13 protein-coding genes, 1 tRNA gene and 2 riboswitches are annotated in these 15,606 nt (G+C 61.5%); of the genes, 10 read left to right on the plus strand and 4 right to left on the minus strand.

What is annotated here, in order from left to right; translation table 11 throughout:
• On the minus strand, window positions 1-466 hold a 466-nt coding region (locus Cth01_RS23695; protein WP_045840600.1), incomplete at its 3' end, for a POTRA domain-containing protein.
• 395 nt (window positions 467-861) lie between these two features.
• A riboswitch (glycine riboswitch) is annotated at window positions 862-954 on the plus strand.
• 13 nt (window positions 955-967) lie between these two features.
• Window positions 968-1,086, plus strand: a riboswitch (glycine riboswitch).
• A gap of 52 nt (window positions 1,087-1,138) precedes the next feature.
• Here Cth01_RS23695 and Cth01_RS23700 point away from each other — a divergent pair.
• Together Cth01_RS23700 and mnmC are read left to right on the plus strand one after the other, a co-directional pair.
• Window positions 1,139-1,804, plus strand: coding sequence for a trimeric intracellular cation channel family protein (locus tag Cth01_RS23700; protein ID WP_003069687.1), 666 nt, complete (start codon window positions 1,139-1,141; stop codon window positions 1,802-1,804).
• A 120-nt stretch (window positions 1,805-1,924) separates the two neighbouring features.
• The gene (gene mnmC / locus Cth01_RS23705; protein ID WP_045840601.1) at window positions 1,925-3,892 is read left to right on the plus strand and encodes a bifunctional tRNA (5-methylaminomethyl-2-thiouridine)(34)-methyltransferase MnmC2/FAD-dependent 5-carboxymethylaminomethyl-2-thiouridine(34) oxidoreductase MnmC1; all 1,968 of its coding nucleotides are present in this window, start codon (window positions 1,925-1,927) and stop codon (window positions 3,890-3,892) included.
• A 76-nt stretch (window positions 3,893-3,968) separates the two neighbouring features.
• Here mnmC and Cth01_RS23710 read toward each other — a convergent pair whose 3' ends face one another.
• Window positions 3,969-5,288: a hemolysin family protein gene (locus Cth01_RS23710; RefSeq protein WP_034358682.1), complete on the minus strand. Its 1,320-nt coding sequence runs from the start codon at window positions 5,286-5,288 to the stop codon at window positions 3,969-3,971.
• Window positions 5,289-5,572: 284 nt separating this feature from the next.
• Here Cth01_RS23710 and Cth01_RS23715 point away from each other — a divergent pair, with 284 nt between their 5' ends.
• The 7 genes from Cth01_RS23715 to Cth01_RS23745 all read left to right on the plus strand — a co-directional run bounded on the left by Cth01_RS23715 (window position 5,573) and on the right by Cth01_RS23745 (window position 12,622).
• The gene (locus Cth01_RS23715; RefSeq protein WP_034396172.1) at window positions 5,573-7,357 is read left to right on the plus strand and encodes a nitrite/sulfite reductase; all 1,785 of its coding nucleotides are present in this window, start codon (window positions 5,573-5,575) and stop codon (window positions 7,355-7,357) included.
• A 24-nt stretch (window positions 7,358-7,381) separates the two neighbouring features.
• On the plus strand, window positions 7,382-7,768 hold the full coding sequence (locus Cth01_RS23720; protein WP_034358687.1) for a DUF934 domain-containing protein: 387 nt from the start codon (window positions 7,382-7,384) through the stop codon (window positions 7,766-7,768).
• Window positions 7,765-8,412 (plus strand): phosphoadenosine phosphosulfate reductase domain-containing protein, encoded by a 648-nt coding sequence (locus Cth01_RS23725; RefSeq protein ID WP_034408433.1) that lies wholly within the window; start codon window positions 7,765-7,767, stop codon window positions 8,410-8,412. Before Cth01_RS23720 ends, Cth01_RS23725 begins: the two co-directional genes overlap by 4 nt.
• Before the next feature lie 191 nt (window positions 8,413-8,603).
• Window positions 8,604-9,536: a sulfate adenylyltransferase subunit CysD gene (gene cysD / locus Cth01_RS23730; protein WP_003069699.1), complete on the plus strand. Its 933-nt coding sequence runs from the start codon at window positions 8,604-8,606 to the stop codon at window positions 9,534-9,536.
• 133 nt (window positions 9,537-9,669) lie between these two features.
• The gene (locus tag Cth01_RS23735; RefSeq protein ID WP_034379301.1) at window positions 9,670-11,043 is read left to right on the plus strand and encodes a sulfate adenylyltransferase subunit 1; all 1,374 of its coding nucleotides are present in this window, start codon (window positions 9,670-9,672) and stop codon (window positions 11,041-11,043) included.
• Window positions 11,044-11,188: 145 nt separating this feature from the next.
• Complete coding sequence (gene fdxA, locus Cth01_RS23740; RefSeq protein WP_003053491.1) at window positions 11,189-11,518, plus strand: ferredoxin FdxA; 330 nt, start codon at window positions 11,189-11,191, stop codon at window positions 11,516-11,518.
• A gap of 36 nt (window positions 11,519-11,554) precedes the next feature.
• On the plus strand, window positions 11,555-12,622 hold the full coding sequence (locus Cth01_RS23745) for an NAD(P)/FAD-dependent oxidoreductase (RefSeq protein ID WP_045840602.1): 1,068 nt from the start codon (window positions 11,555-11,557) through the stop codon (window positions 12,620-12,622).
• Window positions 12,623-12,758: 136 nt separating this feature from the next.
• On the opposite strand, the gene Cth01_RS23750 is transcribed toward Cth01_RS23745, so the two are convergent.
• Together Cth01_RS23750 and def are read right to left on the minus strand one after the other, a co-directional pair.
• Window positions 12,759-14,249 carry a nucleobase:cation symporter-2 family protein gene (locus tag Cth01_RS23750; RefSeq protein WP_003069706.1) on the minus strand — a complete coding sequence of 497 codons (1,491 nt, stop codon included), beginning with the start codon at window positions 14,247-14,249 and terminating at the stop codon, window positions 12,759-12,761.
• A gap of 530 nt (window positions 14,250-14,779) precedes the next feature.
• A complete protein-coding gene (gene def / locus Cth01_RS23755; RefSeq protein WP_034358695.1) occupies window positions 14,780-15,319 on the minus strand; it encodes a peptide deformylase in 540 nt (179 codons plus the stop codon).
• Window positions 15,320-15,499: 180 nt separating this feature from the next.
• On the opposite strand from def, the gene Cth01_RS23760 reads away from it, so the two are divergent.
• A tRNA-Asn gene (locus tag Cth01_RS23760) sits at window positions 15,500-15,575 on the plus strand.
• Window positions 15,576-15,606: the final 31 nt, after the last annotated feature.

The following is a 15,606-nucleotide window of genomic DNA, read 5'->3' on the forward strand; positions in this document are numbered from 1 at the left end:
AAGGTGCGGAACGAAAAACCTGCACTCTCAGGGCGCCTCGAATGAGCCAATGCACGTTCCAGTCCAGATTACCGCTGGGGGCGTTGTTGCACAAATTGCTGGCTAAGGTGAGGTCCTGCGGCGCGGCGAGGATGCGCGTGGTGACGAAGCCGCGAACGACGACAGCGTTCTGCACGCGCGCCATGACCATGTTGATGCCGTTGGTGCCGAGGCAGCGCCCCGTGGCGAAGTCATTGCCGGGGTCGGCCGCTTTCAGGGACCAGAAGAATCTGTGGGCGTCTTCGCCATCAAGCCAGATGCGTTCAATCGGGAAGCATGGCGTTTCGTCCGGTGGAAGCCGGTCCGGCGGCGGAGCCTGCGCCGCGTTCTCCTGCGCAGCACTGTTTTTCGTTTGTGCGGACGCCGGCACCATCAGCGCCAGCAGGCCGAACAAGGCCCAACGCGCCTGTCGAAGCCAAGCTCCCATCCCATCTCCTTTTGCACGCGTGAGGAAACACGCTGCGGCCCTGCACGAACGCCGGGGTTCGCCGTGACCGTTTGATCTGAAATGGGCAAGGATAGGAACGGACTCGAGCGATCGGGATAAGAAGATTCTTAAAAATGGCCGTGGGGATGCGCCGGTACGGCGCAGCGCTGGCCAAACGAAGCGCAATGGTCTTCGTTTCGACGAGCTTTGCGCTTTTTGGCCTTTGATGTCGCGCATATGAGTTTTTATGGCGGGCGGCTTCACAGACGAAAACGCGGGCTTGCGCGAGCCATGGCGGATTCAGACCGGCCTTCCGCACCCCGAGCTGGCAGCCGCAGAAACACACCAATACAGGTATTAACCCGAATAAAGTCACTGAAACTGGCTAGAATCGCGCCCATCCCGCGGGAGAGCGGAGCCTTTCGAGGGTTCCCGCCGAAGGCGCAAACTCCCATAATCGCTCAGGCAATAAGTACCGCAGGTGGGTCTGACAGGACCCGGATATCGCCAACTGGAGAGCAGCCCGCAACCACAAGCTGCAGGGCTCACCGAAGGGGCAAGCATGTCCACCGCGAAGGTGCTCATGCGCAACTCTCAGGTAAAAGGACAGCGGGAGAGGCAAGCCGGACATTCCCGCCGATGTGAGTGGCTGGTCTATTTTCAAGTGCCTTCATGCTTCCTTCCGTCTCTTTGCTGGACTCGTTCCAGGCCTCCAACTTCACCGTCATGCTGGTCATCTATCTGGTGGCCATTACCGCCGAAGCCATGTCCGGCGCACTCGCCGCAGGCCGGCGCAATATGGATATCTTCGGCGTCGTCGTCATCGCCTTTGTCACTGCCCTGGGAGGCGGCACCATCCGCGACATGGTACTGGGCCACTACCCCATCGGCTGGACCCAGCACCCTGAATATGTGTATCTGGTCATCAGCTTCGGTCTGCTGACCACCGTGATTGCACGCCATATGCACAGGCTCAAGCAGGTGTTTTTGCTGCTGGACGCCATGGGACTGATCGCCTTTTCGCTGATCGGCTGCAATACCGCGCTGGAGCTGGGCTACCCAACCATCGTCATCATCATGGCCGGCATGATTACCGGCATCAGCGGCGGCATCTTGCGCGATGTGCTCTGCAACCAGGTCCCCGTGGTGTTCCGCCGCGAGCTGTATGCCAGCGTGTCGCTGTCCGTATGCCTGATGTTCCTGGGCCTGCGCTATCTGGATGTCAGCCCCAATATCAGCACCATCGTGTGTTTTGCCGGCGGTCTGGCCTTCCGTCTGGCCGCCATTCGTTTCAAATGGCGCCTGCCGGTTTTTTCGTACCAGCAGCGCTGGGAGTGATAGAGACTCCCCCCTCTCTTGCTACGCAGGAGGGGGACGCAGCCATCGCTGCGGGGCGGCCCTTGCTTGGCTGCTCTGACCTAGACTGCGCCATGCATTACCCATGTAGTTTCACTTTCCATGTCTGAACCGATCACATGGATGCCGGATGGCACCCCCTACAACACCCGATTTGGTGATCGCTATCACAGCGAGCTGGGCGGCCTTGACCAGGCCCGCCAGGTTTTTCTCGGTGGCTGCGATCTTCCAGCTGCCTGGGCCGATGCAGCGCAGTGGCGCATTCTGGAAACCGGCTTTGGCTTCGGTCTGAATTTCCTGGTCACCTGGGCGGCATGGAAAGCCGACCCCAGACGCCCGCGCATTCTGCATTTTGTCTCGGTGGAGGCCTACCCTGTCTCGCGCGAGGATCTGCTCGCGTTTTTACCGGCCGATGGGGAACTGCGCCCGCTTGGCGAACAACTGGCCGAGCAATGGTGGGGACTGCTGCCCGGCGTGCATCGCCTTTCCTTTGATGACGGCCAGGTGCTGCTGACGCTCCATATAGGCGATGCCAGGACCATGCTGCGCAAGCAGCAGATGACGGCTGACAGCGTATATCTGGATGGCTTCTCTCCTCAACTCAACCCCGAGATGTGGGATGAAGATGCCATGAAGAACATCGCCCGCCATTGCCGCCGTGGCACGCAGCTTGCCACTTGGTGCGTGGCCGGCCATGTGCGCCAAGCGCTCAAGGCTCAGGGTTTTGACGTCAAGAAGCGCGTTGGCGTGCCGCCCAAGCGCCATAACCTGCATGCAGCCTACAACCCGGCCTGGGAGCCGCGCCATCGCCCTGACGGCCTGCCTGCGCCCGTGGGCCAGGCCGGCCGCTGCCTGGTGCTGGGTGCTGGCCTGGCTGGTGCCGCCGCTGCCGCCAGCCTGGCAAGACGCGGCTGGGAAGTGACGGTGCTGGATGCGGCGGCCGAGCCTGCGGCAGGAGCTTCAGGCCTGCCAGCCGGCTTGTTTTGCCCGCATATTTCGCCCGATGACAGTGTTCTGTCGCGCCTGTCCAGAAGCGGCGTACGCACAACGCTACAAAATCTGCAGCAACTGAGCCAAGCGCAAAAGTTGCATCCAGCCCAGGACTGGGCCCATGGCGGCGTGCTGGAGCATGACCTGAACGAGCCCTCTCATCTGCCCAGGTCATGGCTGCAACCCGGCAGCGAGACATTCCCCTGGGGTCAGCACTGGAGTACGCCTGCGCTGCCGGCTCAGCTGGCTGCGGCAAAGCTGCCTGCAGACAGCCACGCCGTCTGGCATGAGCAGGCTGGCTGGGTACGCCCCGCACAACTGGTGCGCGCGCTGCTGCAAGCCCCCGGGATTCATTGGCAGGGCCATGCCCGAGCTTCACGGCTGGTGCACGATGAAGTGCGCAACATCTGGCAAGTGCTGGATGCCCGGGGCCAGACCCTGGCCCAAGCCCCCATGCTGGTGCTGGCCCTGGGCCCGGACACCAAGCCCTTGTTGCAAGCCAGCGGCCTGGCAGCAGGGGAGTGGGAGCTGCAAGCCATACGCGGCCAGGTCAGCGTGGCCGAGCATGATGCCGGGACGCTGGCGGCCATGCCGCCCTTCCCCGTCAACGGTCATGGCAACCTGGTGCCGGACTTTCCCTCGGCCAACCAGGCCGGCGCACACCAGTGGATCATGGGATCGACCTTCGAGCGCGATGTGACCGAGCTGCCGCCCACCGCTGCCGACCAGCAGGCCGCCCATGCCAGCAATGGCGAAAAACTGGGCGCTTTGCTGCCCGGGTGCAGGCAGACGCTGAGCTCCTTCTTCGATGCGGACCAGCGGCCCGCCACCTGGGCGCGCCTGCGTTGCGCGGCCTATGACCGTCTGCCGCTGGCAGGTCCCGCCGGGCAGTCAGCCACCGATCTACCGGGCCTGTGGGTGCTGACGGGGCTAGGCTCACGCGGGCTGACGCTGTCCATGCTTTGCGGCGAACTGCTGGCGGCACGCCTGCATGGAGAGCCGCTGCCGCTGGATGCCAGGCTGGCTCAGGCCCTGGGTACGCAGCGCCTGTGGAGCCGCGCCCTGCAACATCCCAGGTAAGCCACTCGCAAAAAAAGCACACAGCGCTTACGGAGAAGCGCTGTGTGCCGTTTCAGGCCTGATTCCGAAGCCGGGTTTATTCGCTGCTTAACGATGCCACGGTGACCAGGGGCTCCAGTTTGGTCGCCAGCACCTTGTCCAGCGTCTTGCCGTCCATGTCCACGACTTCAAAGCGCCAGTCTTCCCACTCCACCACGTCGGCTTCGGTAGGCACGCGGCCCAGCAGCAGCATGATCATGCCGCTCAAGGTGTGATAGCGGCCGCGCTCTTCCTCGGGCACGGTATGCAGGCTCAGGCGGTCCTTGAGTTCGGGCACGGGAATATGGCCGTCCAGCAGCCAACTGCCGTCTTCGCGCTGCACGGCCCAGCTGGTTTCGGGATCACGCGGCTGGAATTCGCCGGTAATCGCCTCGATCAGGTCCTGCAGCGTGACAATGCCCTGCACCTCGCCGTACTCGTCGATCACAAAGGCCATATGCAGATCGGAGGTACGGAAGTTGTCCAGCAACTCCATGCCGGTAATGGTCTCGGGCACATAGAGGGCAGCCTGCAGAGGCTGGTCCTTGAGCGCCTGCTTGCCCTTGTTGCGCACGGCCTGCGTCAGCCACTGGCGGGCATTGAGCACGCCCACGATATTGTTCATATCGCCACGCACGACCGGGAAGCGCGCGTGGTCGGCCTGTTCGACACGGGCCAGGGTCTCTTCCAGGCTCTCGTCGATATCGAGACAGATGACATCGCTGCGCGGCACCATCAGCGAGCCGATCTGGCGATCGTCCAGACGGAACACATTGCGCACCATGGTGTGCTCCTGCGACTCGATCACGCCGGCCGTGTGGCCTTCCACCAAAATGGCCTGGATTTCCTCTTCGGTCACCACGCTGCCATTGCTTTCCTTGACGCCCAGGACCTTTAGCAGGCCGCGCGTCGATGCCGACAGCAACCAGACAAAGGGTTTGGTGGCCAGGGCCAGAAAGTTGATGGGACGCGAGATCAGGCGCGCCAGGGCCTCGGGATGGGTCTGGCCCAGGCGCTTGGGAACCAGCTCGCCCACGACGATGGAGAAGTAGGTGATCAGCACCACCACCAGGCCGGTGGAGAGGTAGTCGGCATATTTCTGGGTCATGCCCAGGGTGATCAGCCAGTTCTCCAGCGGGCCGGCCAGAGCCGCCTCGCCGACGATGCCGTTGAGCACGCCGATGGAGGTGATACCGATCTGGATGGTGGAGAGGAAACGCGTCGGGTCCTCACCCAATTTAATAGCAGCTGCCGCGCCGCTGTCGCCCTCATCCACCAGTTTCTGCATGCGGGTTTTGCGGGCGGTGACCAGCGCAATTTCCGACATGGCGAAGACGCCGTTCAGACAGATGAGAGCGAAAAGTATGGCTATTTCCATAGTCAGGCACCCGCTTTCAATCCAGGCGCCTCAATCATTGAACAAGCCTTGATTCTAGAGAATGCCCGGCACAGGGGCGCTCACAAAATGCAAGCGCGCAGAAAGGAAATTGGTTCAGGTGCTCCGTACGAGCGTTCTGGCAGCCCTTCACATATTCATTCAGATATATATGAAGCACTAAATAATCGTTTGTTTTTATATAAAGCCTCTCTACAGTTCTGACCAACGATCAAAGTGCAATGCCACCCGAGGCAAGGCATCCGCTCCACGGAAGAACTGAAGACATGTATCAATACACCGATTTCGACAAAGCGTTCGTCAAGCAACGCGCCGACCAGTTCCGTGACCAGCTCCAACGCTGGCAGGCAGGCAAGCTCACGGAAGACGACTTCCGCCCGCTGCGTCTGCAAAACGGCTGGTATGTGCAGCGCTACGCCCCCATGCTGCGCGTGGCCGTGCCCTACGGCGAAATCAACTCGGCCCAGATCCGCGTGCTGGCCAAGGTGGCCCGTGAGTACGACGAGCCCGAGGCCGAAGTCTTCAAACAAGCTCTGGAAGGCCAGGGCAAGCTGGGCACGACCTATCTGCCCAAGAACTGCGCCCACTTCACCACCCGCACCAATGTGCAGTTCAACTGGATTCCGCTGAGCAAGTCCGCCGACGTGATGGATCTGCTGGCCTCCGTGAACCTGCACGGCATCCAGACCAGCGGCAACTGCATCCGCAACACCACCACCGATGCGCTGGCCGGTATCGCACCCGACGAGATCATCGACCCCCGCCCCTACGCAGAAATCCTGCGTCAGTGGACCACGCTGCACCCCGAGTTCGCGTTTCTGCCACGCAAGTTCAAGATCGCCATCACCGGCGCCAGCGAGGACCGCGCCGCCACGGGCTGGCATGACGTGGGCCTGCACATGGTCAAGAACGAAGCCGGTGAGATCGGCTTCAAGGTCTTCGTGGGCGGCGGCATGGGCCGCACGCCCGTGATCGGCACCGTGATCCGCGAGTTCCTGCCCTGGAACCAGATCATGAATTACATCGAGGCCATCGTCCGCGTCTACAACGAGCTGGGCCGCCGCGACAACAAGTACAAGGCCCGTATCAAGATACTGGTCAAGGCCGAAGGCCAGGCCTATATCGACGCCGTGGAAGAGGAATTCCGCCAGATCGTCGAAGTGGACGGTGGCCCTCACACCGTGCCCCAGGCCGAGTTCGATCGCGTGGCCGCCATGTTCACCACGCCCGCTCTGCCCGTGGTGGCCGATGCCGCAGGCGATGAGCAGGCCCTGATTGCCCAGACCGCCAAGGAACCCGCTTTTGCACGCTGGATTGCCCGCAACGTCCACGCCCACCGCGTGGCCGGTTTGCGCGCCGTGACCCTGTCCTTCAAGCGTGTCGGCCAAGCCCCCGGCGATGCGCAAAGCGAACAGCTCGACGCACTGGCTCATCTGGTGGACAAGTTCTCCGCCGGCGAAGCCCGCGTGACGCACGACCAGAACGTGATGCTGCCCTGGGTGCAGGTCGGCCAGCTGCATGCACTGTGGACGGAGGCCAAGGCCCTGGGTCTGGCCAGCACCAATGTGGCGCTGCTCACCGACATGATCGCCTGCCCCGGCGGCGACTTCTGCGCGCTGGCCAATGCCCGCAGCTTGCCGATTGCCGACGCCATCACGGCCCGCTACCAGGATCTGGACGAACTGGACGACATCGGCGAAATCGATCTGCACATCAGCGGCTGCATCAACAGCTGCGGCCACCACCACAGCGGCCATATCGGCATTCTGGGCGTGGATAAGGACGGCAAGGAGTGGTATCAGGTCACGCTGGGCGGCTCCGACGGCTCGACCCTGTCCGGCCAAGCCGTGGCCGGCAAGGTCATCGGCCCCTCGTTCAGCGCAGCCGAAGTGCCCGATGTGATCGAAGCCGTGCTGAGCACCTATCGCGACCTGCGCCAGCCCGGCGAGCACTTCATCGACGCCGTGCGCCGCATCGGCCTGGATCCCTTCAAGGAGGCCGGCAAGGCAGCCCGCCACCCTGTGGAAGCCGAAGAAGAAGCGCTGGCCTGAAGCCATAAGAACAAGGATAGAGTCATGAAAATTCTGGCAAGCAACGAATACCAGGCCCCCACCGAAAGCACCGGCAATGTGCTGGTGCTGGCCAACGATGTGAACGCCCTCGAGGTGAATCTGGACGGCATCGCACAGGTGGATCTGTATTTCCCCAACTTCACCGATGGCCGCGCCTTCAGCCAGGCCTATCTGCTGCGCCGCCGTCTGAAGTTTGCAGGCGACATCCGTGCCACCGGCGATGTGCTGATCGACCAGCTGGTTCAGATGGAGCGCACGGGCTTCAGTAGCGCCGTGCTGCGCGAAGGCGTGGACGCCGCCGATGCCCAGCGCCAGTTCGAGCGCTTTGGCGGTTTCTACCAGGCCGATGCCGTGCACACGCAACCCCATTTCGTAGAGGTGCAAGCATGAGCCAGCTCGCCCCCGTAAGCACCCTCGACCTGGATCTGGCACAAATCAATGCCGAACTGGGCCGCGACGCCCAGGCGCTGGTGAACTGGGCCGTGGGCCTGAGTCAGCCCACCATAGTCACGACCAACTTCCGCCCCTTCGAGGCGGTGATCCTGCACATGGTCACGCGCGCCAACCCCGACGTGCCTGTGGTCTGGATGGACAACGGCTACAACACCGAAGCCACCTATCGGTTTGCCGATGCGGTGACCAAGCAGCTTGGGCTCAACCTCAAGATCTACCTGCCGCTGCGCTCACGTGCCCACCGCGAAGCCGTGGAAGGAGCCACGCCGGCGCTGGACGATCCGCGCCATGCGGCCTTCACAGAAGAAGTGAAGCTGGAGCCCTTTGCCCGCGCCCTGCGCGAAACCGCACCCAAGGTCTGGTTCACCGCCCTGCGCGCCACCGACACCGCCGTGCGAGCACAGATGGAGCCCGTCAGCATCAATCCCGACGGACTGATCAAGGTTGCGCCGCTGCTGCACTGGTCGTCCAAGGAGCTGTACGAATACTGCGAAAAGCACGGCCTGCCCAACAACTTTGACTATGTGGACCCGACCAAGGGTGAAGACAACCGCGAATGCGGACTTCATTTGAGTCACTGACGTGCTCCCCCTGGGCCGCTTTGCGGCTTCCCCCTCTCTCTTCGGGAGGGGGACGGCAGCCTCGCCGCAAGGCGGCTCTTGCTTGCTGCCCCTGGAATTGCAGCGCGCCCGTTTTGTAAGCCGTCGATTTAAAAAGATAGCTGATAGCCCAATATCTATAAGCGCTACAGCATTATTTGATTGGATAAAAAATGAACGCTCGTGTGGATACTTCCGTGTTGAGCCATCTCAGCAACCGCCACCTGGATGCACTGGAAGAAGAAACCATTTTCATCCTGCGCGAAGTGGCCGCAACTTTTGAACGCCCCACCCTGCTGTTTTCGGGCGGCAAGGATTCGCTGGTCATGCTGCGCTGCGCCGAAAAGGCCTTCGGCGCGGGCCGCATTCCCTATCCCTTGCTGATGATCGACACCGGCCACAACTTCCCCGAAGTGACCGATTTCCGCGACCAGCGAGCCAAGGAACTGGGCGCCGAGTTGATCGTGCGCAGCGTGGAAGACTCCATGGCACGCGGCACCGTGCGTCTGGCACACCCCGGCGAATCGCGCAATGTGCACCAGTCGGTGACGCTGCTGGAGGCGATTGACGAGTTCCGCTTCGACGCCCTGATCGGCGGCGCGCGCCGCGACGAGGAAAAGGCCCGCGCCAAGGAGCGCATCTTCAGCCACCGCGACAGCTTCGGCCAGTGGCAGCCCAAGGCCCAGCGCCCCGAACTGTGGACGCTGTTCAACACCCGCATTGCACAGGGCGAGCATTTCCGCGTCTTCCCCATCAGCAACTGGACCGAGCTGGACGTGTGGCAGTACATCGCCCGTGAAAACATCGCCCTGCCATCGATCTACTACACCCACAAGCGCGATGTGGTGGAACGCAAGGGCCTGCTGGTGCCCGTGACCGAACTGACCCCGCCGCGTGAGGGCGAGGAAGTCGTGCAGCGCGATGTGCGTTTCCGTACCGTGGGCGACATCACCTGCACCTGCCCCGTGGAAAGCACGGCAGCAACGGCCGAAGACATCGTGATCGAAACCCTGGCTGCCGAGGTCAGCGAACGGGGTGCGACGCGCATGGACGACAAGACCAGCGAAGCGTCCATGGAAAAGCGCAAGAAAGACGGGTACTTCTAAGGCATCCCCTGAGGCGCTACGCGCCTTCCCCTTCTCTGGAGCTTCGCTCCGGAAGGGGACGACACCCTCGGTGCGCGGCGGCGCTTCCTCGGTGTCTCTGAGTTGGGACATGTCGGTTTTTAGAAAGAATGCGATGACTGAGACTATTAATTCCGTAGCTGCTAGCGCAAACCCATCAAGCGCTTCAGGCCAATTTGATGCACATAACAGCAGCGCGCTGCGCTTTATCACCTGCGGCTCGGTCGATGACGGCAAGAGCACGCTGATCGGTCGCCTGCTGGTGGATACCCGCGCCGTGCTGCAGGATCAGCTGGCCGGCGTCACCAAGTCCGGCGAAACGGATCTGGCACTGCTGACCGACGGCCTGGCCGCCGAGCGCGAGCAAGGCATCACGATCGATGTGGCCTACCGCTACTTCGCCACCGAGTCGCGCAAGTTCATCATTGGCGACGCTCCCGGTCACGAGCAGTACACACGCAATATGGTGACGGCAGCATCGAGCGCCGATGCCGCCGTGGTGCTGGTCGATGCCACCAAGCTGGACTGGAAGAATGCCGATCTGGAGCTGCTGCCCCAGACCCGCCGCCACAGCCTGCTGGCCCATCTGCTGCGCGTGAATTCGCTGGTGTTTGCCGTCAACAAGCTCGACGCCGTGCAGGACCCGGCCCTGGCCTTTGCCCATATCAGCGCCGCGCTGCAGAAGTTCACAGCCTCCGCAGACATCAAGATCACGGCCACCGTGCCCGTGTCCGCGCTCAAGGGCTACAACGTGGTCAACAGCACCGACGGCTGGGCCGGCTACCACGGCCCCAGCCTGCTGCAACTGCTGGAACAACTGCCCAACACGCCCACCGACAGCGATCTGGCGCTGGCCTTCCCCGTGCAGTGGGTGGAGAAATTCTCTTCTTCGTCCGACACCAGCCAGGGCCGCCGCGTGTTCTGGGGCCGTGTCGCCACGGGCGTGGCCCGGGTCGGTGCCCAGGTGCAGATTCTGCCCAGCGGCCAGCTCGCGACCGTGGCCCAGGTCATAGACCACGCCCGCGCGCCCAAGGAAGTGGCTGCCGGCCTGTCCGCCGGCATCACGCTGGACCGCGAGGTCGATGTCTCGCGCGGCGACTGGATCATTGCCGCTCCCGTGCAAGCCGAAGTTGCCGAGGATGATTTTGATGCTCCTGCTGCCGCAAGCCCCTGGCCCAGCAGCCGCGAGATCACCGCCACCGTGGCCTGGATGGACACCGAACCCCTGGTGCCTGGTCGCGTTTACTGGGCGCTGCATGGCCATCGCTGGGTCAAGGCCAAGGCACGCCGCTTGGTGCACCGCCTCAATATCAATACACTGGACAAGGAAGACGCGCAGCAGCTCGAGGCCAATGCCATCGGCCAGGTGGAGCTGGTGCTGCAAGAAGCCATTCCGGCCGCACCTTTCACCCAAGCCCGCCAGCTGGGCTCGCTGATTCTGGTGGACACCGCCAGCAATGCAACGGCCGGTGCTGCGCTGGTGAACTGAAGCCAATGAAGACAGGGCCGCAACCGCGATCTGGCCGCCAAACCAGATCTCCATACGGCCTTATCCAGCCAGGCACTGGCGCTGCGCGGGAAAAAACCTAAAATCACGGGGTTTTACCAATCCCCACCCAAGAAGAAGATTCTCAATGACTCACGTCGTTACCGAAAACTGCATCAAGTGCAAGTACACCGATTGCGTGGACGTTTGCCCCGTGGACTGCTTCCGTGAAGGCCCCAACTTTCTGGTGATCGATCCCGATGAGTGCATCGACTGTGCCGTCTGCATTCCCGAGTGCCCGGCCAATGCCATCTTTGCCGAAGAAGATGTGCCTGCAGATCAACTGGCCTTCATCAAGCTGAACGTGGATCTGTCCCAGCTCAAGAGCTGGAAGAGCATCACCAAGCGCAAGGCTTCGCTGCCCGACGCCGACGAGTGGAATGGCAAGCCGAACAAAGTGGATTTGCTGGAGCGCTAAGCCGGTCAGGGCGCGGACTGCGCTACGCTTGCCTGCATGAGCCTGTCCAACGCAACGACCAACGCTTCCCTCTCGCTACAACCCGCCGTGGAAACCGACGCCATCATCATTGGCGCAGGTCCGGCGGGTTTGTTTCAGGCCTTCCAGCTTGGCCTGCAGGGCATTCAAGCCCATTTGATCGATGCCCTGCCCCATGTGGGCGGCCAGTGCAGCCAGCTCTACGCGCACAAGCCCATCTACGACATTCCCGGCATTCCCGTCTGCACGGGCCTGGAGCTGGTGCAACTGCTGGAAAAGCAGATCGCACCCATGCAGGTGACCCGCCATCTGTCCCAGCAAGTACAGACCCTGCAAGCCCTCGACGACGGACGCTGGCAGGTCGGAACCACGGCAGGCGCAATGTTCCACACCCGTACCGTCTTCATCGCCGCAGGCGTCGGCGCGTTCGTGCCCAAGGCCCTCAAGGCGCCAGGAGTGGATGAGCTCGGCACGGGTCAGCTGCACTATCACCCGCAGCAGCTGGATATGACTGCAGGCCGCCAGGCGCTGGTCTATGGCGGCGATGAGGAAGCCGTAGCAGCAGCCATTGACTGCAGTTCAAGCGCGGCCAGAACCGTTCTCATGCACCGCCGTGACAGCTTCAATGCCGAGCCGGCGCAACTGACCCGGCTGCAGCAGTTGCGCGAGTCTGGCGCTGTCGAAGTGATGATCGGCCAGATCACCGAGGTGCGGCACGGCGATGGCCTACTGGAGTCCGTGCAATGGATGGACGGTGAGGGCAATGAACATCTGCAGCCTGTCGAACAGTTGCTGGTCTACCAGGGCATTTCACCCAAGCTGGGCCCTTTGACGGACTGGGGACTGGCACTGGAGCGCAAGCAACTGGCCGTGGATCCGGCAACGCTTGCCACCAGCGCCCCGGGGATTTATGCCATTGGCGACATCGTCAGCTACAGCGGCAAGAAACGGCTGATCCTTTGCGCCTTCCACGAGGCCACCATGGCCGCGTTCGCGGCAGCCGAATACCTGCAAGGCAGCAAGCCTTTGCTGGAATACACGACGACCAGCGCTCGCCTGCATGCCATCTTGGGCGTGTCCCACTGAAAAGCCGCCAGTGTCCTGCCTCGGACTCCTTGGAGTCCGCAGCTTCTGAGGCTGGCATAAAAAAACCGCTATCCCTCGGGATAGCGGTGTAAATCACGACGGGGTCAGACCCCACCGCGCGCACTTTGATCTCGGCTCAATGGCCATGTGCCGGCTTGACCGGAATGATGGGCACTTCCTTGCCTTCCTTGTCGTAGACCTTGCCACCTTCGACGCGGTCCCCATCGGCCAGGGCTTCAAGCACATGCTGGCTCAGGGCGCGGCCATAGCCGGCTTCAAAGACAGAAGGCTGATCGGAATTGCCTTGTTTGAAGTGGTTGTAGAGCAGGTTCAGGGTCACGGCAACCAGGGCCGTTGCGCTGATGCCCGAGTGGAAGATCGTGGCAAACCATGCAGGGAACTGGTCATAGAACTTGGGAGCCACCACCGGCAGCAGGCCCGCGCTCACCGAGGTGGCAACAATGATCAGATTCATATTGTTGTTGTATTCCACCTTGGCCAGGGTACGGATGCCGCTGGCAGCCACGGTACCGAACAGCACCAGACCGGCACCGCCCAGCACGGAGGGAGGCACGCAGGCCACGATGCGGCCCATCACCGGCAACACACCAAACACGATCAGGATCAGGCCGGAGAAAGCCACCACGAAGCGGCTCTTGATTCCGGTCACAGCCACCAGGCCCACGTTCTGTGCAAAAGCGCTTTGCGTGAAGCCGCCGAAGATGGGGGCCACGATGCTGGAGAGCATGTCGGCGCGCAGACCATCACCCAGACGGCGACCGTCCACGGGGCTGTCCACGATTTCGCCCACGGCCAGCACGTCGGCCGAGGTTTCCACCAGGATCACCAGAATCACGATGAACATGGAGATGGTGGCCGCCATGTCGAAAGTGGGCCAGCCGAAGTGCAAAGGCGTAGGCACCGCAAAAATGGGGCCGTTGAACACCTGCGAGAAATCGGCCTTGCCAATGAAGACGGCCGTGATGGTACCCACCACGATCGCCACCAGAATCGACAGGCGCGACAGCATGGCATTGCCCAGCTTGCTGAACAGCAGCACCATGAACAGCGACAGACCGGCCAGACCGATATTGCCCATGCTGCCGTAATCAGCAGACTTGGCATTGCCGCCCATGGCCCAATGCGCAGCCACAGGCATCAGCGACATGCCGATCACCGTGATCACGCAGCCATTGACCAGCGGCGGAAAGAACTTGGTGATGCGCGAAAAAACCGGCGCAATGATCAGGCCCAGTACCGAGGCGTACATGACAGCTCCCAGCACGCCCTGCATGCCGCCCCCGGTGTGCAGAATGCTGACCATGGTGGCCACGCCTGCGAATGAAACACCTTGAACCAGAGGCAGACGGCAGCCGAAGAAAGGGATGCCCAGGGTCTGCAGCAAGGTTGCCACACCACCCATGAACAGGCAGGCGGTCACCAGCAGACCGGCATCGGCAGCGGACATGCCAGCCGCTTCAGCGACGATCAGAGGCACCGCCACGATGCCGCCGTACATGGTCAACACATGTTGCAAGCCATACATGAGGTTGGCTGTGACGCCAAGATTCTCATCTTCGGGGCGCTTGACGGCCGCATCCCTGGATGCTCCGGTCTGATCGTTCATCTTTGTCTCCTAAATTACCTACTCACCAAGGCTCTAGAGGCCTTTCGCTCTGTCCGGTCGACTTGCAGCATCTCTTTCGGCAGCGATCTTTTCCGATCACCCCGGCGAGGCCTTGTGCTGCAGCCAGTCGCTCTTCTTCGAGAGCGATCCGACCTATAGAAAAGAGCAAACCACTCTTTCATTCACCCAAGTCAGTCTTTCAATCTCCCTTGATTGCAGGACATCCGCCGGACGGACTATTCCATTACGCAATCAAAGCCATACCCAGAAGGGCATGAGTCGAGACTGTACGTTGCCAGGACACCAAAATTGTCTACAGTTTTGTATACAAAGTGCTGACCAGAACCTTTCCAAAGCAAAAAAGCACACTCATTGGCTGCGATCGGGCACTGGAAATTGACACAGATCATGCCCAACCAGGCATTCATGCCCTCTATAAAGAACAAAAGGATGCAAGACACATTCCCAGTTGTGTCTTGCATCCAGCAGAGAAGAGAAAAGAGAGATCTGGAGCGCTTGTCAGTGGCCGCTCAGTCTTCCTCGGCCTGAGCGATGCCGGGAAACAGCACATCGGTAAAACCGAAACGGCTGAAATCGCGCACCCTCATCGGATAGAGCTTGCCCCAGAGGTGGTCGCACTCATGCTGGACCACGCGCGCGTGAAAGCCCTCCACCGTGCGGTCAATCGGGTCGCCGTAGATATCAAAGCCGGTGTATCGCACCTTGTTCCAGCGTGGCACCATGGCTCGCAGACCGGGAACAGACAGACAGCCTTCCCAATCCAGCTGCTCCTCTTCACCGATGGGTGTGATGACTGGATTGATCAGCACGGTACGGGGCACTATGGGGGCATCCGGATAACGGGGATTGGGCTCGCCCGAGCCAAACACCACCATCTGCAAATCCTCGCCGATCTGCGGCGCCGCCAGGCCGGCACCGTTGGCAGCATGCATGGTATCCAGCAAATCCTTGAGGAGCAGATGCAGCGCATCCGTATCAAATTCAGTCACCGGCTTGGCAAGCCTCAGCAGACGGGGATCACCCATCTTCAAAATGGTACGTACAGTCATATATCAATACGGCGTGCAGCAACCACCGGGCCACCGCACTGTTCAATCATCAAAAGCATAGCGCCGCCGCCAATCCACGTGAACGATGCGGCCTGTTCAGGTATCAGGCACAGAGAATTTAATGAAATTGTGATGAACTTCCTGCGAGCTCATTTTTACACCCTATAATCTAGGTCTTCTTCCTCAATAGCTCAGTCGGTAGAGCGCCGGACTGTTAATCCGTAGGTCCCTGGTTCGAGCCCAGGTTGAGGAGCCAAGAATTTCGATGCTTTGCGGATATCAAAGCA

It is taken from the genome of Comamonas thiooxydans (assembly GCF_000964545.1).
GTDB classification, from domain to species: Bacteria; Pseudomonadota; Gammaproteobacteria; order Burkholderiales; family Burkholderiaceae_C; genus Comamonas; species Comamonas thiooxydans.